General features: G+C 62.3%; 16 protein-coding genes. 5 read left to right on the top strand and 11 right to left on the bottom strand.

Annotation, left to right across the window (positions count from 1 at the left end; translation table 11 throughout):
- Positions 1-20 precede the first annotated feature (20 nt).
- The 3 genes from QTJ18_RS03580 to QTJ18_RS03570 are packed head-to-tail and all read right to left on the bottom strand — an operon-like array spanning position 21 to position 3,707.
- Positions 21-914, bottom strand: a complete 894-nt coding sequence (locus QTJ18_RS03580) for an SMP-30/gluconolactonase/LRE family protein (protein WP_252752003.1) — start codon at positions 912-914, stop codon at positions 21-23.
- Entirely contained in the window at positions 911-2,800 is a 1,890-nt protein-coding gene (locus tag QTJ18_RS03575; RefSeq protein ID WP_252752004.1) for a bifunctional sugar phosphate isomerase/epimerase/4-hydroxyphenylpyruvate dioxygenase family protein, read from the bottom strand. The genes QTJ18_RS03580 and QTJ18_RS03575 overlap by 4 nt, the downstream gene beginning before the upstream one ends.
- Before the next feature lie 16 nt (positions 2,801-2,816).
- On the bottom strand, positions 2,817-3,707 hold the full coding sequence (locus tag QTJ18_RS03570; RefSeq protein ID WP_252752005.1) for a shikimate dehydrogenase: 891 nt from the start codon (positions 3,705-3,707) through the stop codon (positions 2,817-2,819).
- 184 nt (positions 3,708-3,891) lie between these two features.
- Here QTJ18_RS03570 and QTJ18_RS03565 point away from each other — a divergent pair, with 184 nt between their 5' ends.
- Positions 3,892-4,542 (top strand): TetR/AcrR family transcriptional regulator, encoded by a 651-nt coding sequence (locus tag QTJ18_RS03565; RefSeq protein ID WP_252752006.1) that lies wholly within the window; start codon positions 3,892-3,894, stop codon positions 4,540-4,542.
- Positions 4,543-4,634: 92 nt separating this feature from the next.
- On the opposite strand, the gene QTJ18_RS03560 is transcribed toward QTJ18_RS03565, so the two are convergent.
- The 8 genes from QTJ18_RS03560 to QTJ18_RS03525 all read right to left on the bottom strand — a co-directional run bounded on the left by QTJ18_RS03560 (position 4,635) and on the right by QTJ18_RS03525 (position 14,217).
- Positions 4,635-5,717, bottom strand: a complete 1,083-nt coding sequence (locus QTJ18_RS03560) for an ABC transporter ATP-binding protein (RefSeq protein ID WP_252752007.1) — start codon at positions 5,715-5,717, stop codon at positions 4,635-4,637.
- Between the two features lie 12 nt (positions 5,718-5,729).
- Complete coding sequence (locus tag QTJ18_RS03555; RefSeq protein WP_252752008.1) at positions 5,730-7,652, bottom strand: glycoside hydrolase family 127 protein; 1,923 nt, start codon at positions 7,650-7,652, stop codon at positions 5,730-5,732.
- Between the two features lie 14 nt (positions 7,653-7,666).
- Positions 7,667-8,530: a carbohydrate ABC transporter permease gene (locus tag QTJ18_RS03550; protein ID WP_252752009.1), complete on the bottom strand. Its 864-nt coding sequence runs from the start codon at positions 8,528-8,530 to the stop codon at positions 7,667-7,669.
- The gene (locus tag QTJ18_RS03545; RefSeq protein ID WP_252752411.1) at positions 8,527-9,444 is read right to left on the bottom strand and encodes a carbohydrate ABC transporter permease; all 918 of its coding nucleotides are present in this window, start codon (positions 9,442-9,444) and stop codon (positions 8,527-8,529) included. The genes QTJ18_RS03550 and QTJ18_RS03545 overlap by 4 nt, the downstream gene beginning before the upstream one ends.
- 102 nt (positions 9,445-9,546) lie before the next feature.
- On the bottom strand, positions 9,547-10,782 hold the full coding sequence (locus tag QTJ18_RS03540; protein WP_252752010.1) for an ABC transporter substrate-binding protein: 1,236 nt from the start codon (positions 10,780-10,782) through the stop codon (positions 9,547-9,549).
- A gap of 58 nt (positions 10,783-10,840) precedes the next feature.
- Entirely contained in the window at positions 10,841-11,821 is a 981-nt protein-coding gene (locus tag QTJ18_RS03535; protein ID WP_301557767.1) for a LacI family DNA-binding transcriptional regulator, read from the bottom strand.
- Between the two features lie 207 nt (positions 11,822-12,028).
- Entirely contained in the window at positions 12,029-12,763 is a 735-nt protein-coding gene (gene hutC / locus QTJ18_RS03530; RefSeq protein ID WP_252752011.1) for a histidine utilization transcriptional repressor HutC, read from the bottom strand.
- A 110-nt stretch (positions 12,764-12,873) separates the two neighbouring features.
- Positions 12,874-14,217, bottom strand: a complete 1,344-nt coding sequence (locus tag QTJ18_RS03525; protein WP_252752012.1) for a formimidoylglutamate deiminase — start codon at positions 14,215-14,217, stop codon at positions 12,874-12,876.
- A 133-nt stretch (positions 14,218-14,350) separates the two neighbouring features.
- On the opposite strand from QTJ18_RS03525, the gene hutI reads away from it, so the two are divergent.
- From hutI to hutU, 4 genes are read left to right on the top strand one after another with little or no spacing between them, the layout of a single operon-like run.
- Positions 14,351-15,613, top strand: a complete 1,263-nt coding sequence (gene hutI, locus QTJ18_RS03520) for an imidazolonepropionase (protein ID WP_252752013.1) — start codon at positions 14,351-14,353, stop codon at positions 15,611-15,613.
- A complete protein-coding gene (gene hutH, locus QTJ18_RS03515; RefSeq protein WP_252752014.1) occupies positions 15,610-17,142 on the top strand; it encodes a histidine ammonia-lyase in 1,533 nt (510 codons plus the stop codon). The genes hutI and hutH overlap by 4 nt, the downstream gene beginning before the upstream one ends.
- A gap of 1 nt (position 17,143) precedes the next feature.
- On the top strand, positions 17,144-17,944 hold the full coding sequence (hutG, locus tag QTJ18_RS03510) for an N-formylglutamate deformylase (protein ID WP_252752015.1): 801 nt from the start codon (positions 17,144-17,146) through the stop codon (positions 17,942-17,944).
- A gap of 11 nt (positions 17,945-17,955) precedes the next feature.
- Entirely contained in the window at positions 17,956-19,629 is a 1,674-nt protein-coding gene (hutU, locus tag QTJ18_RS03505) for a urocanate hydratase (protein WP_252752016.1), read from the top strand.
- Positions 19,630-19,665: the final 36 nt, after the last annotated feature.

The following is a 19,665-nucleotide window of genomic DNA, read 5'->3' as shown; positions in this document are numbered from 1 at the left end:
CCTCTCTTAATGCCGCGTCCTCACGCGGCGAATCGGTTTTCCGGCAGTCCCTCGGCCAGGCCATGAATGGCCAGGACCGAGCCGGCCAATGCCTCCGTCTCCAGCGTCTCCTCAGGCAGGAACTTCCTGGCGGTCGTGACGATCAGCGTACGCAAGTCGTCGCCGCCAAAGCAGACGCAGGTGGGGTTGGTGACCGGCAGCTCGATGACAGTGTCGATCCGGCCGTCCGGGCTGTAGCGAACCACGCGGCTCCCCGCGAAGAAGGCCGTCCACAGACCGCCATCAGCATCGAAACAGGCGCCGTCGGGCCTGTCGCCGGTTGCTGAATAATCGGCGAAGAGCCTCTGATTGGACAGGACCCCATCGTCCGGATCCATGTCGAACACCCAGCTTTTGTGCCGCCGCGTGTCGGTGAAGTGAAAGCGCCGTCCATCCGGCGAAAACGCTATTCCATTGCTGACGACCACATCGCCCAGAATGCGGGTCGCCTCGCCGGATGGATCGACGCGGTAGAGGGCGCCGGCTGGCCGGTGCAACTGGTTGTCCATGGTCCCGATCCACAGACGTCCTTGCCGGTCGACGCGCCCGTCATTGAGACGGTTGTCGAGACCATGTTCCACCCGTGCGAAAAGCGAGGGCGGACCGCCATCCGCCGCTTGCAGGACGAGATCGAGATCATGCGCAAGCAGATGTTGGCCGGACGTCGTCAAGGCCTGGCTGCCGAGAAAGGTGATGCCGCGCATCGGCATGATTTCATGGAAATCAGCCGAAGGGTCGTAGCTCTGCAGCTTCGGTTTCTCGATGTCGAGCCACCAGAGTTTCCGGCTCTGTTCGCACCACAATGGCGTTTCGCCCAACTGATCGCGCGAACGAACCAGGCATTCGACGCTGGAGGCCGGGACAATCTTCGTCATGCGGCAGGCATCCCTTCGGGTCGGATCTGCTTCTTCAGTGCTGCGATCCGGAAGATCGCATTGGCCGCGCCATAGCCGCGATAGCCTTCGCGCTGGACGATCTCGAAAAAGAAGCCCTCTCCGAACGTGCCGCTGTAAAGCTGGTAATATTCGCCGTGATCGTCGCGATCATAGAGGATGTTCTCGGCTTTCAGGCGTTCGGTCAGTTCAGGATCAAGTCCGAAGCGCGCTTCGACATCGCCGTAATAGTTCGGAGAGATCGGCAGAACCTTGAAGCCGTTTTCGCGCAGCGCCTTCGCGGTCGCAAAGATGTCGCTGCTCTTGAACGCGATGTGCTGAATGCCGGAGCCGAACTTTTCCGCGATGAAATGGCCGGCCAGCGTGCGCCGGTTCTCCGCGCCGTTCATCGTAATGCGCAGATCGCCTTCGCTGTTTTCGACCACCTGGCTGCGCACCACCCCTGCCGGGTCGATGATATCGACCATCGGCGTCTTTGCCGTCTCGAAAATCGATGTGTAGAACAACAGCCAGGTCAGCATTTCCTCATAAGCCACGGTCTGAGCCACATGATCGATCGATGTCAGGCATGCATGTCCGGTCGTCGCATCCTGCGGCGCGGCTTCGAAATCGATGTCCCACAGCCGGCCGAGCATGCTGACGTCATCGATCATGTAGATGAGATCGCCGCCCACGCCCCGGATAGCCGGAACCTCCAGCTCGCCAGGCCCGACCGGTTGACTGAACTGCTCCGCGCCAAGTGCAACGGCGCGGCTGAGAGCGGCTTCGGCATCATCCACGTCGAGCGCCATGGCGTAGGCGGAGGCGCCGTGAACGGCGTAGGCGGCACTCGCAAAGCCCTCCTCCTCCGTATTGACGAGGATGCGGATCTGTCCCTGCTGATAGACGCTGACCTTCTTTGTCTTGTGGATAGCCGTACGCGCAAACCCGAGCGCCCGCAGCATCGCGACCAACTGCTCCGCATCATCCTGGCCGACGGAGAACTCAATGAAGGCGACGCCCTTCACCTTGGCCCGGTCGGGCATGGGCGGCACCGTGAGCGCTTTCACTTCAGGGCGCCTGCGCACCTGGTCGCCGAGATATCGCAGGGACCGCTGGCCATCCGCCGCGATCGCCTTGGCGGAGCCGCCGCGGAATTGATCGTTGAAGATTTCCAGCGAGAAATAGCCGTCATAGCCGGTCTCTGCGATGGCGGCGACGAAATCGGCAACGGGCAGATCGCCCTCGCCCGGCATATTGCGGAAATGCCTGCTCCAGTACAGGAGATCCATGTTGATCAGCGGCGCATCCGCCAATTGCACGATGAAGATCTTGTCCTTCGGCACCGAGCGGATGGAACCGAGATCGATCTTGCGCGCGAGCGTATGAAAGCTGTCGAGGATCAGGCCCACATTGGCATGATCGGCGCGCCGCACGATCTCCCACGCATCGCGATGGTCAAAAATATGCTTGCCCCAGGCAAGCGCCTCGAAGCCGACCTTCAGCCCGCGCTTCGCTGCCCTTTCGCCAAGCTCCCGAAAATCCGCCGCAGCGCGATCGATACCGCCCAGGGAAACCGGTGAGACATTGGAGCAGACCAGCACCAGGTCGGTCCCCAGTTCCTGCATGATGTCAAACTTGCGTTCCGCCCGATCGAAGGTGCGGGAGCGATGCGGCTCCGGCATGCCTTCGAAATCCCGGAAGGGCTGGAACAGCGTGATCTCCAGGCCGAAATCGCGCACCATGCGCCCGACATCGCGCGGGCTTCCATCAAAGGCGAGGAAATCGTTCTCGAAGATCTCGACGCCGTCGAATCCCGCCCGCGCAATCGCCTCCAGCTTTTGCGGAAGTTCGCCGCTGATGGAAACCGTCGCAATCGAAGTTTTCATGAGCGCCTCCTTGGCATCAATCCTGAAGCAGAGCCTGCCGCGCAGACGCGCTGGTCATTTGCGCGAAATGGTTCAGCATGCGTTGCGCATCGGGTTCTATGCCGGTGAAGAGTTCGAAGGCTTTCACCGCCTGGAAGACGGCCATTCCCCCGCCGTTTAACACCCGGCAGCCGCGACGGCGCGCCTCGACGAGAAGCTCCGTATGGAGCGGGAAATAGACGATCTCCGCCACCCATACCGACGGCTCCAAAAGCGCCGCCGGCAGCGGCAGGCCCGGATAGTTCACCATGCCGGTCGGCGTTGCGTGAATAAGGCCGGAGGCATGCGCCATCGAGCCGGCAAGATCGGTTCCGACGCGGATTGCGGACTTGTCGAAATGCTGGCGCATGGTCTCGACAAGCTTCTCCGCGCGGTCGTGGTCCTGATCGAAGATCGTCAGCGCGCGAGCGCCCGAGCGCAGGATGGCGAAGGCCGTGGCAGCGCCAGCGCCACCGGCGCCGAGCTGCACCACCGAGGCGAGATCCGCCCCGGGCAGGCCAAGCCGGAAACTCTCGGCAAAGCCCCACCAATCGGTATTGTGCCCATGGCGACGTCCGTCACGCAGCACGACCGTGTTCACCGCACCAAGCGCCCGCGCCTCTTGCGACAGATCGTCCAGGAGAGCGATCACCTGCTGCTTGCAGGGATGGGTGATATTGAGGCCGCCAAAGCCACGGCGCTCCGCATCGGCGATAAGCTCGGGCAGGGCTACCGCGCCTTTGTCGACCTCATCGAGGTCCAGGAGATGATAGTGATATTCGAGACCCTGGGCGCGTCCCTCTGCCATATGCATGGCAGGCGTCAGGGATGCCTGTATTCCTTTGCCGATCAGGCCGGCTTCAAACCTCGCAGTGCGGGCAGTATCCATGTCATTCCCACCGGCGGCCGAGGGACAAGATCCGTCTGCCGTCGGCGCTCCTCCAAACGCCTGTTGAGCGAATCTCGTAATGTACTAACCAGTACGTGTCAACAAGACTAAGTTGATGAAGGCGCCGAAGCTGAATATGAAGTGACATCTGCGGGTCGGTCGCCCGCACAGGAGATGGATCGAAATGGTGGCAACGCCGGTTGAACGCGAGACCCGGAAGAATGATCCGGAAAAGACGAAGCAGGATATCCTCAGGGTCGCGACCGAAGAGTTTTCCGCCTTTGGCCTGTCAGGCGGGCGCGTCGATGCCATCGCCGAGAAAACCAAAACGTCCAAGCGGATGATCTACTACTATTTCGGCAGTAAGGAGGGTCTTTATCTGGCTGTGCTGGAAAAGGCCTATCGCAAGATCCGCACGCTGGAGGAGGATCTTGAACTGGCGCATATGCCACCGGTGGAGGCCCTGCGGACGCTGATCGGCAGCACCTTCGATCACGATGAAAACAATCCCGATTTCGTGCGGCTGGTGAGCATCGAGAATATCCACTACGCCAATCATATGAAGCAGTCGGCGGAAATCGGCGACCTCAACCTCTCCATCGTCAAGACGATCCAAGAGGTTCTGGAGCGCGGCCGGCGCGAAAACCTGTTCCGCGCCGATGTCGATGCCATCGACCTGCACATGCTTATCAGTGCCTTCTGTTTTTTCCGCGTCTCGAATCGCTACACCTTCGGGACGATCTTCCATCGCGACCTGTCGGAACCCGAGACCTACAACCGGCACAAGCGGATGATCGCCGACGCGGTGGTCGCCTATGTCACCTGCACGCCTTGACGGGCTGATCCGCTGAGATCGGCCTGTCGATCCACACGGAAAGAACGTTCCCGCCCCAAGGCCCGGCCTGGCTTCCGATGCGCCCCTGGGATCTAGCGCAGGCGCTGGCCGGATGCATCGAACAGAAAGCTGCGCTCTGCCGGCAGAGCGAGGGTCAACCTGTCGCCGCTCTGCAGCTGGAGTTCATCCCGGCTCTCAATGGTCAGGGCCTGTCCTCCCGACAGCCGGCAATAGAGGTAGCAGGTGCCACCAAGATATTCGCTGAACTCCACGACAGCCGGCAACCCCTCCTGGTCATCCGTCGCAATCCGGATGTGTTCGGGCCTGATGCCGAAGGTGAGGGATGCGCCGTCGGCAGGCGGCTGCCTCACCGCCGGGGCGGGCAAGACCGTCTCACTGACACGAGGGGCGCCCCTTTCCCATGTCGCCTCGATCAGGTTCATGCGCGGCGATCCGATGAAGCCCGCGACGAAGGTATTGGCGGGATCCTGATAGACTTGCCGCGGCGAGCCGACCTGCTCGATCCGGCCGTCCCGCAGGATCACGATACGATCGGCGAGCGTCATCGCCTCGGTCTGGTCGTGCGTCACATAGATCATCGTATTGCCGAGATCGCGGTGCAGCCGTGCGATCTCGATGCGCATCGAGACACGCAGTTCCGCATCGAGATTGGACAGCGGCTCGTCGAACAGGAAGACATCCGGTTTGCGGACGATGGCGCGGCCGATCGCCACCCGTTGACGCTGGCCACCGGACAACTGGCCCGGCCGCCGCTCCAGGAGATGCTCGATCTTGAGGATGGCCGCAGCCTGAGCGACCCGCCGGTCGATTTCGACCGTGGCTGTGCGCGACATCTTCAGTCCGAAGGCCAGATTGTCGCGCACGCTCATATGCGGATACAGTGCATAGGACTGGAACACCATGGCGATGCCCCGCTCGGAGGGATCGAGATCGGTGACATCGCGGCCCTTGATCACCACATCACCCTCGGTCACCTCTTCAAGCCCGGCGATCATCCGCAGGAGCGTGGACTTGCCGCATCCGGATGGCCCGACAAAGACGACGAATTCGCCCTCGCCTATCGTCAGATCGATGCCGTGGATCACGTCCAGGCTGCCATAGCTCTTGCGAACATCCGACAGAACCAGGCTGGCCGGCCTCAAGTCATACGTCATGTGGTTCATCCGTCACTTCCCCGCCTGGAACCACACGAGCATGCTGCCGGGCGCACGATTGTCCCATAGATGATAGGGAACCAGGCGCAGATCCGCCGGACGGCGCTGCGCCGGTGTCGCCCGATACAGTGCCTCGCCCCAGGCCTCGGTATCCTCCCGCTCGACCGCCAGAGTGACGGCGACCGCACCATTCAGGTCCGCCAGCAGCTGCGTGCTCGCCTCGGGCAGTGTCTGCGGAACGACGATGGCGTTGAGATCGCCGCCATTGTCGACTTCCTCGGCGCAATAGACCATAGGCCCGCGCATCAGTGCCACCCGGCCGGCATCCTGCCGCACCTTGGGATTGGAATATTGCGGCCTGAGGGCGAGCGGCAGCAGCAGCGCCACCCGGTCGCCATCCCGCCATTCGCGATTAATGCGGGCATAGCCATTGGTCATGGCGGCCGACAGGTCGAGCATCTGGCCGTTGACGCTCAGCGTCGCAGCTCCGGCCCATTCGGGGATGCGCAGCCAGAGCGCGAAGCTCGCCGGATCGGAAAGCGCGAGCTCGAAGCTTATCTTTCCATCCCAGGGATAGTCCGTGCTCTGTTTCAGCGACAGGTCGGCACCATTGGCGAGCGTGCAGCGAAGGCTGCTTTCGCCGTACAGATGCACGGCAATCTCGTCATCAGCCACGGCATACATATAGGAACCGATGGAGGTGACGAGCCGCGCAATGTTGGGCGGGCAACAGGGGCAATGGTGCCATCTCCAGCGGTGATGCTTGCCGGTCGATTCCAGCGGATTGTCATAGAAGAAGGTCTTGCCGTCGATCGCCAGTCCCGGCAGGGCGCCGTTGTAAAGCGCCTGCTCCATGATGTCGCCGTAGCGGCGATCCGGGCCACGGCCGAGCATGCGGCTCGCCCAGAAGACCAGGCCAACCGAGGCGCAGGTCTCGGCATAGGCCGTATCATTGGGCAGGTCGTAATAGTCGGTGAAGCCCTCATTGGAGGCCGCCGGACCAATACCGCCGGTAATGTACATCTGCTTGGAGACGAGATCGTCCCAGAGCGCTTCCAGGGCGTTGGTCAGGCTGTCGTCCCTGTACTCGGTCGCAAGATCGGCCATGGCCGAATACATGTACATGGCCCGCACGGCGTGACCCACGACCTTCTTCTGCTCGCGGACAGGACGATGCGCCTGACCGTATTCATAGCTCTTCTGGATGTAGTCCTTCGTGTCGCGGCCGTCCCGCTCCGCCTCCAGGGTGAAGAAATGCGGCTCCGTTCCCCGCTCGTCGATAAAGAACCTGGAGAGGGCGAGATATTTCGTCTCCCCGGTCACGCGGGCAAGTTTGACCAGCGCCAGCTCGATTTCCTGATGCCCGTCATAGCCGGCAATCTGTCCCGGGCCGTGTCCGAAGACCTTAATCATGTAGTCGGCATAGCGGCACATGATGTCCAGCAGCTTGCGCTTGCCGGTCGCCTGATAATAGGCAACGGCCGCCTCGATCAGGTGGCCGGCACAGTAGAGCTCGTGATGATCGCGCAGGTTCTTCCAGCGCCGCTCGGGCTGGACGCGCTGAAACCAGGCATTCACATAGCCGTCCTTGTCCTGCAGCTTCTCGTAGAGATCGATGATCGCATCCGCTCTTGCCTCGAGAACGGGATTGGGCGCGCGATACAGCGAATAGGCAATGGTCTCGATCGACTTGCCGAGATCGGAATCCCAGAACATCTGGGTCGTGCCGCCCCAGTCGAGGATCGGAATGACGATGCCGGGGCTTGGCTGGTCGACATCGATCGCCCGCACCATTCCGGCCTCGACGCAGCGGTCGAGCAGCGTTGCGGCGGTCGAGCGGCAGACCGCATCCTGCCACTTGCCCCAGAAGCCGGCGATCTTGACATCAGGAACGGCGACGGGGCGGAACTGGCGATCTTTACGAGAAATGGTCATGGGTTCTCTTTCCATTATTTCACCGCGCCAGCCATCAGACCGCGCATGTAATAGCGTTGCAGGAGAAGGAAGACGAAGAGGCAGGGCACCACCATCACGGTAACGCCGGCCTGCACCGCACCCCAATTGATGGCGCCGAGACGCCCGGCGCGCACCGCCGTCATCAGGACCGGAAGCGTATAATTGTCATTGCTGGACAGCAGCACGAGCGCCGCCAGAAACTCGTTCCATGCATTGAGAAAGGCGAAGATCGAGACCGTCGCGATACCCGGCATGACGAGTGGCAGAAGCACGCGAACCAGGAGCCTGAGGTCGCGCGCCCCATCGATGCGGGCTGCCTCCTCGATTTCCTTCGGCACCGCATCGAAGGCATTGCGCATCATGAAGACAGAAAAGGGCAGTTGCAGCGTCACATAGATCAGCATCAGTCCGAACAGCGAATTGTTGAGACCAAGCGTGGCGAGAATGATGAATAGCGGCGTCAGGATCGACTGGAACGGGATCATCAACGTTGCGATGATCAGCACGAAGAGCACGTTCTTCAGCGGGAAACGGTAGCGCGAGAAACCGTATCCCGCCAGCACGCTGACCGCCACCGTCAGGATCACCGTGCCGAGCGAAACGGCAAGCGAGTTCAGCGTGTGTTGCCAGATGCCGGCACCGAAGCCGTCCAGCGCCCGATAGGCATCGAGGCTGATGCCGGTCGTCGGCCAGGGCGGCAGGGGCGGCAGGGCGTTTTCCCGGTTGGAGCGGAAGGAGGCAAGAAGGCTGACGAGGAAAGGCGCAAGGAAGAAGAAGGCGGTGCCGATGCCCACGCCGTGATAGGCGATGCGGTTCAACAGCGCCTTGCGGGCGCGACGATGTCGGGATCCTGTCATGACCGCTCGTCTCCTACCTTGAGCAGCCACAGCTGGATGATGCTGATGACAAGCAGTATGGCCAGAAGCACGATGGACAAGGCCGCCCCATAGCCCAGATTGAAGGACACAAAGGACTGATTGAAGATGTAGTAGACCACGGAGATCATCCGGTTCTGCGGTCCGCCCGAGGTCATGATGTAGAATTGGTCGAATGCCAGGATCGAACCGGTAATCGACAGGATGAGTGCCAGCGCCAGGGTGCGGCGCATCAGCGGCAGCGTCAGATGGCGGAACCGCTGCCAGCGGCGGGCTCCATCGATGCGCGCCGCCTCCGTCAGCTCCGCCGGGATCGCCTGCAGGCCCGTCAGAAGGATGATCATGGTGAAACCAGCGATTTTCCAGACGACCATGACGATGATGGTCGCAAAGGCAAGATCGAAATTCGCCAGCAGGTTCACCCGGCCAGAGGTCACCCCAAGCGCCTGGAAAAGCGGCGAAAAGAGGCCGCTGTCGACATTGGCAAGCCAGACCCATAGCAGCGATGCGGAGGCAAGGCCGACAACCACCGGCAGAAAGATGATCGTCCGGTAGGTCGCCACGAAGGACCGCTGCTTTTCGACCAGGAAGGCGAGCGGAAAGGCGACGGCGAAAATGGCGATGGTGACGATCACCGTGTAACGCGCCGTAAAACCGAGGGCCGTAAAGAAGCGGCCATCGGAAAGCATGCGCGTGTAATTGCGCAGGCCGATCCAACTCGGCTCTCCCAGAAGCGGCCACCGGTGGAAGCTCATCCAGAGCGTAAAGAGAACCGGGATGACGAAGAAGACCGTCACCAGAGCCATTGCCGGCGCGATGTAGAGCATGCCCGTCAGGCCGGATCGTCTTCGTTTTCGCCGCCGCACGCGAGGCGGCCCTGATGCTGCAAGGGTCATCGTCATGATCGCTTCGCTTGTCTTTTGAAGATCCGTGGAGGAGCCGGTGCGGCTCCTCCCGAGGTTCGCAGGACGGACGGCTCCGCGTTCCGCCGGCCTTGCCTATTGCGCCGCGTCGAGGATCGATTGCATCTCCGCCTGCGCATCCGAGAAGGCGCCGTCAACATCGTCGCCATAGATCGCGGCATTGATGAAGGTGGCCCAGGGACCATTGGCGGAATTGATCAGATCGTTGAACTGCAGGGTATAGGGCGTTTTCGCGAGGGAAACCGCACTCATCGCTACCTTCAGACGCGGATCCAGCCCGGACAGGACCTGATCGGCAATATCGGCGCGCGTCGGAAGGCTGCCATATTCGGCCATGATCGTCTGGCCCTCGACGGAATAGGTGTATTCCAGGAAAGCCTTGATCTGATCGAGCCGAGGCGTGGCCTTGGTGACGACGAAATTGTCGCCGCCGGCAAAGGAGGACGGCTTGCCGTCGACGCCGGGTATCAGCGTCACGCCGAAATCGATCTCGGGATGCTGCGTCACCATCGTCCCGATCGCAAATGCGCCGAGGCTCTGCTGGCCGATCTTGCCATTTGTGATGGACAGGAAGTTGACGCCATTATCGCTGGCGGCGCCGGCCGGTACCGTATCCTTGGCGACAAGGTCGCGATAGACATCGATGGCCTTGCGCATCTGCGGCGTATCGAGCGTCGCCGTCTTGCCATCCTCCGACAGGATATCCGCACCGGCGCCCCAGACGAGCGGGGTGAAAGTGAAGATCATGCAGCCTCCGCAGCCGCCGCCGGAGAAGTAGAAGCCATAGGTATCGCCGCCCAGCGCACGGATCTTCCGGGCATTGTCGCCGATCTCCTCCCAGGTCTTCGGGGCCTTGTCCGGATCGAGACCGGCCTTCTTGTAGAGGTCCTTGTTCCAGGCGAAGATGGAGGTTTCCACCGAGAGCGGCAGGCCGTAGATCCTGTCGTCATAGGTGCCGAGCTTGATATGCGAGGGCGACAGCGCGTTGAAATAAGGCAGCGACCGCGCCCAATCGGTCAGATCCTCCAGCTGGCCGGCCGCAGCGAAGGCCGGCGTATAGATGAGATCGAGGGAGAGCGCATCGGGCGCCTGGCCGCCGGCAATCGCCGTTGCGTATTTCTGCACCAGTTCGGCAAAGGGCACTTCGGTCAGTTCCACCGTATCGCCGCCCTTGGCGTTATAGGCCTTCACCAGTTCCTTAAAAGAATCGCCGATTCCGGAGCGCACCCACATGGAAATGGTGTCCGCCGAAGCGGTGGACATCAGCGCGACAGAAAACAGGCATGTCGCGGACAATAATTTCTTGATCATGACTTCCTCCTCCTCTTCGGGGCGTCTGCGACGCTCCCGTCTCCTCACGTCTTGATTTTCAAGCGACCCCGCCTCCACAGGATTGCCGCACCACAAGCCGGCAGGGCAGCTTGCGCAGTCCCGGCTCGATGATCTTGCCCTCCGCCAGCGCAAGCACCGTGCGCCCGGCCTCCTTGCCGAGTTCCTTCAGGTTCATGTCGACCGAGGTCAGCGGGGGACGTGCCTGATCGGCCATGATTTCCCAATTGTCGAAACCGATCACCGAGACATCCACGGGCACACGCACCGCGCGCTCGCGCAGAGCATCCACGACGCCGCGCGCGATCTGATCATTGCCGCAGAATATGCCGTCGGGCGTCTCGCCACCCCTGCCCCATAGCCTGGCGACGGCCTCATGCCCCCAGGCCTCCGACCAGACGCCGCAAAGCACCTCCGCTGCAGCTCCGGTATGGGTGCGAAAGGCGGCAGCGCGCTCGCGTACCGAGGCGAAATCCTCCGGCCCCGTCACATGAACCAGCCGCCGCCGGCCAAGCGCCAGCAGCTGCGCAACGGCAAGCTCGACCCCTTGCGCGTCGTCCGAGGTAAAGGTCACGCTTTCCGGCGCGCCCTGCGTGAAGGCGTAGACCACCGGAACCGACAGCCCCGACAGATCCACCGGAAGCGCCCGGTCGATGCGCTTGCCGGTCGCGATGATCCCATCCACCTGCTTGTCCAGCATTGCGTCGACATGGATCTTGCCAAGCGCCGGATCGTCTTCGATCGCACACAGAAAGACCGAGACGCCTTCGTCGACCAGGGCCTCGGACACGCCGGCCATGACCGGCAGCGTGAAGCGGCCATAGGTATCGTTGGTGAGCAGTCCGATCGTGAAGGAGCGGTTGAAAAGCAGGCCACGGGCCAGCGCATTGGGCCTGAAGCCGATGCCCTCCGCGACCTGCTTGATTCTGGCACGGGTATCCGGCGCCATCCGCCCATTGTCGTTCAGCGCCTTCGAGACCGTGGAGACGCTGACGCCGGCGGCACGGGCGACATCGTGTATTGTTGCACGCGTGGATCTTGTTCGCTGACTAACCAGTGTCGCCTCCCTGCCTCTTGCAATGAGAAAAGCTTTTCTCAAAGCGATCGTCAATATGAGAAAACGTTTTCCCACGTCCCCATTTTCATTTTTTGGAGGAACGGCAGCCGGCGGAAGGCAAACGGCCTCGGTCAGGTAAGGGCAACGAAAGTGCCGCAGTGACGGATGAGATCAGGCGGGCTTGGAGGCCGGAGAAAATCGGGCGACGATCGCATGCTGCTTGCCGGGATAGGTCAGGCGGACATGGGTGACCGGCCCCACCTCACTCCAGGTCCGCCGCTCGACGATCAGGCAGGCGGAGCCTTTCGGGATCTGCAGCAGCGCGGGCAGCCGGTCCGTTGCATTGACTGCGAAGATCCGGTGTTCGGCCGTCGACCAGGGGGCCTGCCGGATGAGCCAGTTGCCCGGCGGCTCCGTCTCGAAGGCGGCGCTCGAGGCTTCCGGAACCACATCCAGGTTGATCAGCCGCTCCTCGAGGCAGAAGGGCACGCCGCCTGCCTGGTGCAAGCAGGTGAGGACAAGGATCCGCGCAGTGCCGGGAACGTCCCAATCCGCCGTGTCGATCTCATGCATCGGTCGCATGGCCTTGGACAGAATGGAAAAGGCATAGGACTGGCCCAGCGCTCGGACCTCCGACTCGATATCGTTGATCTCCAGGATTGCCGACTGGCCCTTGGGCTGGGCAACGAAGGAGCCCGAACGCTTGCGGCGCTCGATCAGTCCGGCCTTCACGAGCTGTGTCATCACCTTGTTCACGGTCATGCGCGACACGTTGTAGGTCTTTGCCAGATCCAGTTCGAACGGCAATTTGTGGCCGGGCGGCCATTCACCGGAAACGATCTTCTGTTCCAGTTCGCCGAGAATCGTCTGGTGAAGGGTCGATCGCGATTTGCTCTGCTGTTGCATGTGTCATCCGAAGTGGTGCGGCGCTCTTTGGGTCTGCATCAGGGCGCCGGCCTGCCACTCTGACATGTGCCGCCTTCTGCAGATAGGTGCAAGCGTCGGCATGTCTGCCATCAGCAGTCCATGAGGGTCTCCATGGCCAGCCGGAACCGCTTCACGATGACGTCGCGAGCAATATGACGCCCATCGGCAACGCATTTGATGCCAGCCGCCCAAACGCTGTCCACCGTCACGCCGTCGCCAAAAACCCAGTGGTCGAGCAATTGGTCGGCATGACGCACGAAGACGGCATCGGCGCGCAGGGATACGAGATCGGCAGCGGCGCCCGGCCTGACCACGGCATGGTGGCCAAGCGCGGCATTCCCTCCCAGCAGGGCCTTCTCATACAGCTTACGGCCCGTCGACTGGCCCGGCTCGGCGATCACATTGCGCGCCTGCGCACGCAGGCGCTGTGAATATTCCAGCTGTCTCAATTCGTGCGCAACCGAGATGGAGATATTCGAATCCGATCCGATGCCGAAATTTCCGGCGGCCTGGAGAAATGTCTCTGCCGGGAAAATGCCGTCGCCAAGGTTTGCCTCGGTGATCGGACATAGACCGGCCAGCGCGCCGCTTGCCGCCATGCCGAGCGTCTCGCTTTGCGTCATATGGGTTGCATGGATGAGGCACCACCTTGCATCCACCGGCGCATTGGCGAGAAGCCATTCCACCGGCCGTGCGCCCGACCAGGCCAGGCAGTCGCTCACCTCTTTCGCCTGCTCGGCAATGTGAATATGGATCGGCCCGTCACCGTGCCGCTCCACCAGCCTCTGCAGTTCGGCAGGGGTGACCGCGCGCAGGCTGTGCAGAGCGAGCCCGAGATTGCTGTTTCGCAGCGGCTTGATCGCGCGCTCGCTTGCCTCCATCAGGTCCGAGAATGCGTCGAGCGTATGGATGAACCGGCGCTGCCCGTCGACGGGGGCGACACCGCCGAAATTGGAATGCGCGTAGAAGACCGGAAGAAGCGTCAGATTGATGCCCGTATCGGCGGCGGCCTCAGCGATGCGTTCCGCATGCTCGGCAATATTGGCATAGGCTCTGCCGTCCTTGTCATGGTGGAGGTAGTGGAATTCGCCGACGCGAGTAAAACCGGCCTCCAGCATTTCCATATAGACCTTTGCCGCCACCGCCTCCATCTGATCCGGCGTCATGGTCAGAGCAAGCTGATACATGAGGCTCCGCCAGCTCCAGAAACTGTCGGCGACCGTTCCCCTCACTTCGGCAAGACCTGCCATTGCGCGCTGGAACGCGTGGCTGTGAAGGTTGGGCATTCCCGCAACCAGAATGTCCACGCTTTCGCCGGAGGGCTGCGGCCCTAACTCCTTCTCGATCCGATCGATGACACCGTCGCGGATACATATCCGGACATCCTGTGCCCACCCCTCCTCCAGAAGCGCTCGCGCAGCCAAGATCTCCATTCCGAATTCTCCCTTCTTCCTGCGCCGAGGCCCTTGGCGATCCATGGGACGTCTTGCAATCCCGATCATTATGTATATACATTAATGGCATCTGGATTGGACCGCAACACCAAAGGGATGAGTTTCGAACCCGATGCGCACGAGCCCTCCTCAACAGACGCTGTACCGGAATGCCCGCCTGGTGACGCTTGCCCCAGACCTTAGTGGACAGGGATCAAGCGGAGAGGGCTTAAGCGGACTGGGCGTGATCGCCGACGGCGTCATCGCGGTCGCCGGCGCCGAACTGACCTTCGTGGGCAGACGGACCGATCTTCCTCGGGACTTGCAAGGCGCTGAGACGATCGATCTCGAAGGACGCCTGGTCACCCCCGCCCTGATCGACTGCCATACGCATCTCGTCTTCGGCGGCAATCGCGCCAAGGAATTCGAAATGCGGCTGAATGGCGCGACTTACGAAGACATATCCCGCGCCGGCGGCGGCATCGTCTCCTCGGTCACGGCAACGCGGGCGCAAGACGTCGAGGCGCTGGCGCAGGGCGCACTTGCTCGGCTCGATCACCTGCTGGCCGAAGGTGTTTCGACCGTCGAGATCAAGTCCGGCTACGGACTCGATATCCCGACCGAGCTGAACATGCTGCGGGCGGCGCGGCGGCTCGCCGCTTTGCGCGAGGTCAGGATCAAGACCTCCTATCTTGCCGCCCATGCGACACCGGCAGAGTACAAGGGCCGCAAGGAGGCCTATCTCGCCGAGGTCGTGCTGCCGGGTCTCGAACTCGCGCACTCGGAAGGTCTGGTCGACGCCGTGGACGGATTTTGCGAAGGCATCGCCTTTTCGCCTGACGAAATGGCCCGTGTCTTCCAGCTGGCCAGATCGCTTGGCCTCCCGGTCAAGCTGCATGCCGAACAGCTCTCCAATCTCGGCGGCGCAAAGCTTGCTGCGTCCTTCGGCGCGCTGTCGGCAGATCATCTCGAATATCTGGACCAGGATGGCGTGCTTTCCATGGCGCAGGCCGGCACGGTGGCGGTTCTTTTGCCCGGCGCCTTCTATACGCTGAACGAGACCCGCAAACCGCCAGTGGCGCTCCTGCGGCAGGCGGGCGTGCCTCTGGCAATCGCCACCGATTGCAATCCCGGTACATCGCCGCTGACCTCCCTGCTTCTTGCGATGAACATGGCGGCAACCCTTTTCGGCCTGACGATCGAGGAATGCATTGCCGGTACGACCCGGGAGGCCGCCCGCGCCCTTGGCCTGCATCGCCAGACCGGCACCCTCGAGCCCGGCAAATCGGCCGATCTTGCCGTCTGGGACGTCGAGTCACCGGCCGAACTTGTCTATCGGATCGGCTACAACCCGCTCCATGCCCGCATCTTCCAGGGACAGAGGATCGAAAGATGACCATCACGCTGACACCCGGATCCGTATCGCTGAAAGACCTGGAGCAGATCTACTGGAGCGGCGATGCAGTCCGCATCGAGCCGGCCTTTCACGCGGGCATTGAAAAGGCAGCCCGACGCATTGCCGAGATCGCCAGTGCCAATGCACCCGTCTATGGCGTGAATACCGGCTTCGGCAAGCTTGCCTCGATCAAGATCGATGCTGCGGATGTGGCCACTCTGCAGCGCAACCTCATTCTGTCGCATTGCTGCGGCGTCGGCCAGCCGCTTCCGGAAAACATCACGCGGCTGATCATGGCGCTCAAACTCATCTCCCTCGGCCGCGGCGCCTCGGGCGTGCGCCTGGAGATTGTGCTGCTCATCGAGCAGATGCTGGAAAAGGGCGTCATTCCCGTCATTCCGGAAAAAGGTTCCGTCGGCGCATCGGGCGATCTGGCTCCACTTGCCCATATGACGGCGACCATGATGGGCCATGGGGAAGCCTACTATGCCGGCGAGCGCATGGAGAGTGCCGCCGCCCTTGAGAAAGCTGGCCTGGCGCCGATCGCGCTGGCCGCAAAGGAGGGCCTGGCGCTGATCAACGGCACCCAGACCTCGACCGCACTGGCCCTTGCCGGATTGTTTCGCGCTCACCGGGCGGCCCAGGCGGCCTTGATCACCGGCGCCATGTCGACCGACGCGGCCATGGCATCGGTTGCGCCCTTTCATCCCGAAATCCATACGCTGCGCGGTCATCAGGGGCAGATCGATACTGCCGCCGCGCTGCGCGCCCTGCTGGCCGGCTCGGCGATCGTGATCAGCCATGTCGAAGGCGATGAGCGCGTTCAGGATCCCTATTGCATCCGCTGCCAGCCGCAGGTCGATGGCGCCTGCCTGGACCTGCTGCGCTCGGTCGGCCGGACGCTGGAAATCGAGGCCAATGCCGTCACCGACAATCCGCTCGTCCTGTCGGATGGGTCGGTCGTGTCGGGCGGAAATTTTCACGCCGAGCCGGTGGCCTTCGCAGCCGATCAGATCGCTTTGGCAATCTGTGAAATCGGCGCGATTTCACAGCGCCGCATCGCGCTTCTGGTCGATCCCGCGCTTTCCTACGGCCTGCCCGCTTTTCTCGCGAAGAAGCCGGGCCTGAATTCCGGGCTGATGATCGCGGAAGTCACCTCCGCTACGCTGATGTCGGAAAACAAGCAGATGTCGCATCCGGCCTCCGTGGATTCGACGCCGACATCGGCCAATCAGGAGGACCATGTTTCCATGGCTTGCCACGGCGCCCGTCGTCTCCTGGCAATGACCGAGAACCTCTTTGGCATCCTGGCGATCGAAGCACTGGCGGCTGCACAAGGGATCGAGTTCAGACCGGTTGAGACCAGCCGGGAGCTGCAAAAGGCCGTCGCCGCCATTCGCGCCGTGGTGCCCTCCCTGGAGGAAGACCGGTATATGGCGACGGACCTGCAGAATGCCATCGAACTCGTTGCGTCCGGCAGGCTGAACGCCTCCGTCTCCGCCGGTCTTCTGCCGTCCCTGGAGCGATGACATGATCCCTGTCGACGTAAGCCGCGGCACCTCGCCCGTCATTCTCGGCTTTCCTCATACCGGCACCGAAGTGCCGGCGGCGGTCTGGAGCCGGCTGAACGATAACGGGCGTCGCCTCGCCGACACCGACTGGCATATCGACAGGCTCTATAACGGGCTGCTGCCGAACGCGACCAGCGTGCGGGCGCGCTTCCACCGCTATGTCATCGATGCCAATCGCGATCCGGCCGGCATCAGTCTCTATCCCGGCCAGAACACCACCGGCCTTGTGCCGATCACCGATTTCGACGGCCAGGCGATCTGGTCAACCGGAAGGGAACCGGACGCGGCCGACATAGACGACCGCCTGAAGCGGTTCCACACGCCCTATCATGCCGCCCTCGCTTCAGAAATCGCGCGGGTAAAGTCGATCCATGGCATCGCTGTGCTCTACGACTGCCATTCGATCCGTTCCCGCATCCCCTTCCTCTTCGAGGGTGTTCTGCCCGATTTCAACATCGGCACCAATCTTGGAACGACCTGCGCATCCGAATTCGAAAGCGCCGCCGCCAGCGTCGCCGCCGAAGCCCACGGCTATTCCTGCGTGCTGAACGGCAGGTTCAAGGGCGGCTGGACGACGCGCCATTACGGGCAGCCGGAGGATCACGTTCATGCCATCCAGATGGAGCTTGCGCAGTCGAGCCATCTTTCCAGCGAGGCACCGCCCTTTGCCTATGACGAGAGCAAAGCGCAGCGGCTTCGCGTCCATCTGAAGACCATCCTCGAGCGCATCGAACAATGCGCGCTTTCTATGAGACGTTAGGGAGATCATGCATGGACAATCCTCGCCATAACAGCCGCGACATCAAAAGTCCGCGTGGGACGCAGCTTAACGCGCGAAGCTGGATGACCGAAGCGCCCTTGCGGATGCTGATGAACAATCTCGATCCGGATGTTGCCGAAAACCCGGCCGAGCTGGTGGTCTATGGCGGGATCGGCCGGGCGGCCCGCGACTGGGCGAGCTTCGACAGGATCGTCGAGACATTGAAGACGCTGAACGAGGACGAAACGCTACTGGTGCAGTCCGGCAAGCCGGTCGGCGTGTTCCGGACCCACAAGGACGCGCCGCGGGTGCTGATCGCCAATTCCAATCTCGTTCCGCATTGGGCGAATTGGGATCACTTCAACGAATTGGACAAGAAGGGACTGGCCATGTACGGCCAGATGACCGCCGGATCCTGGATCTATATCGGCTCCCAGGGCATTGTTCAGGGCACCTACGAGACCTTTGTCGAGGCCGGCCGCCAGCACTATGGTGGCGATCTGACAGGCAAATGGGTTCTCACCGGCGGTCTCGGCGGCATGGGCGGTGCGCAACCGCTGGCCGCCGTCATGGCGGGCGCCTGCTGCCTCGCCATCGAATGCAATCCGGATTCGATCGATTTCCGCCTGCGGACCCGCTATGTCGACGAGAAGGCCGCGACGCTGGACGAGGCCCTGGACATGATCACCCGCTGGACGAGAGCCGGCGAAGCCAAGTCCGTCGGCCTTCTCGGCAATTGTGCCGAGATCCTGCCGGAAATGGTCAGACGCGGCATCCGGCCGGACATGGTGACCGATCAGACATCGGCGCATGACCCGATCAATGGCTATCTGCCAAAGGGCTGGACCATGGCCGAATGGAGGGAAAAGCGCTCAAGCGAGCCGAAGACGGTCGAGAAGGCGGCGCGCGCCTCCATGCGCGACCATGTCGCGGCCATGGTCGATTTTCACAGGCAGGGCATTCCGACTTTCGATTACGGCAATAATATCCGCCAGGTCGCCAAGGATGAAGGTCTCGCGGATGCCTTCGCATTTCCCGGCTTCGTGCCTGCCTATATCCGCCCGCTCTTCTGCCGCGGCATTGGCCCCTTTCGCTGGGCCGCCCTGTCCGGCGATCCGCAGGACATCCTGAAGACGGACGCCAAGGTCAAGGAATTGCTGCCGGACAATACGCATCTGCACAATTGGCTGGACATGGCGCGCGAGCGCATCTCGTTTCAGGGCTTGCCGGCTCGCATCTGCTGGGTCGGGCTCGGAGACCGCCACAGGCTCGGCCTGGCCTTCAACGAGATGGTCCGCACGGGTGAGCTCAGCGCGCCGATCGTGATCGGCCGCGACCATCTGGATTCCGGCTCCGTCGCGTCTCCCAACCGGGAGACGGAGGCCATGCGGGACGGTTCGGATGCCGTGTCCGACTGGCCTTTGCTGAACGCACTGTTGAACACGGCCTCGGGCGCCACCTGGGTCTCGCTTCACCATGGTGGCGGCGTCGGAATGGGTTTCTCGCAGCATGCGGGAATGGTGATCTGCGCCGATGGCAGCGATGACGCAGCGCGCCGGCTGGAGCGCGTCCTCTGGAACGACCCGGCGACCGGCGTGATGCGCCACGCCGATGCCGGCTACGACATCGCCATGGAATGCGCGAGGGAAAAGGGCCTGCGCCTGCCAGGCATTCTCGGCGAATAAGATTTTCCTGTCCGCCAGGACCGTGCTGACCCGAGC

The organism is Rhizobium sp. SSA_523 (genome assembly GCF_030435705.1).
Lineage (GTDB): Bacteria > Pseudomonadota > Alphaproteobacteria > Rhizobiales > Rhizobiaceae > Neorhizobium.
This window is presented reverse-complemented; position numbering and strand designations above follow the sequence as displayed.

What these genes read in the sequence shown, in the direction of transcription:
- QTJ18_RS03580 (WP_252752003.1), bottom strand. Translation starts at nt 914, where the DNA reads ATGACGAAGATTGTCCCGGCCTCCAGCGTCGAATGCCTGGTTCGTTCG.
- QTJ18_RS03575 (WP_252752004.1), bottom strand. Translation starts at nt 2,800, where the DNA reads ATGAAAACTTCGATTGCGACGGTTTCCATCAGCGGCGAACTTCCGCAA.
- QTJ18_RS03570 (WP_252752005.1), bottom strand. Translation starts at nt 3,707, where the DNA reads ATGGATACTGCCCGCACTGCGAGGTTTGAAGCCGGCCTGATCGGCAAA.
- QTJ18_RS03565 (WP_252752006.1), top strand. Translation starts at nt 3,892, where the DNA reads ATGGTGGCAACGCCGGTTGAACGCGAGACCCGGAAGAATGATCCGGAA.
- QTJ18_RS03560 (WP_252752007.1), bottom strand. Translation starts at nt 5,717, where the DNA reads ATGACGTATGACTTGAGGCCGGCCAGCCTGGTTCTGTCGGATGTTCGC.
- QTJ18_RS03555 (WP_252752008.1), bottom strand. Translation starts at nt 7,652, where the DNA reads ATGACCATTTCTCGTAAAGATCGCCAGTTCCGCCCCGTCGCCGTTCCT.
- QTJ18_RS03550 (WP_252752009.1), bottom strand. Translation starts at nt 8,530, where the DNA reads ATGACAGGATCCCGACATCGTCGCGCCCGCAAGGCGCTGTTGAACCGC.
- QTJ18_RS03545 (WP_252752411.1), bottom strand. Translation starts at nt 9,444, where the DNA reads ATGACCCTTGCAGCATCAGGGCCGCCTCGCGTGCGGCGGCGAAAACGA.
- QTJ18_RS03540 (WP_252752010.1), bottom strand. Translation starts at nt 10,782, where the DNA reads ATGATCAAGAAATTATTGTCCGCGACATGCCTGTTTTCTGTCGCGCTG.
- hutC (WP_252752011.1), bottom strand. Translation starts at nt 12,763, where the DNA reads ATGCAACAGCAGAGCAAATCGCGATCGACCCTTCACCAGACGATTCTC.
- QTJ18_RS03525 (WP_252752012.1), bottom strand. Translation starts at nt 14,217, where the DNA reads ATGGAGATCTTGGCTGCGCGAGCGCTTCTGGAGGAGGGGTGGGCACAG.
- hutI (WP_252752013.1), top strand. Translation starts at nt 14,351, where the DNA reads ATGCGCACGAGCCCTCCTCAACAGACGCTGTACCGGAATGCCCGCCTG.
- hutH (WP_252752014.1), top strand. Translation starts at nt 15,610, where the DNA reads ATGACCATCACGCTGACACCCGGATCCGTATCGCTGAAAGACCTGGAG.
- hutG (WP_252752015.1), top strand. Translation starts at nt 17,144, where the DNA reads ATGATCCCTGTCGACGTAAGCCGCGGCACCTCGCCCGTCATTCTCGGC.
- hutU (WP_252752016.1), top strand. Translation starts at nt 17,956, where the DNA reads ATGGACAATCCTCGCCATAACAGCCGCGACATCAAAAGTCCGCGTGGG.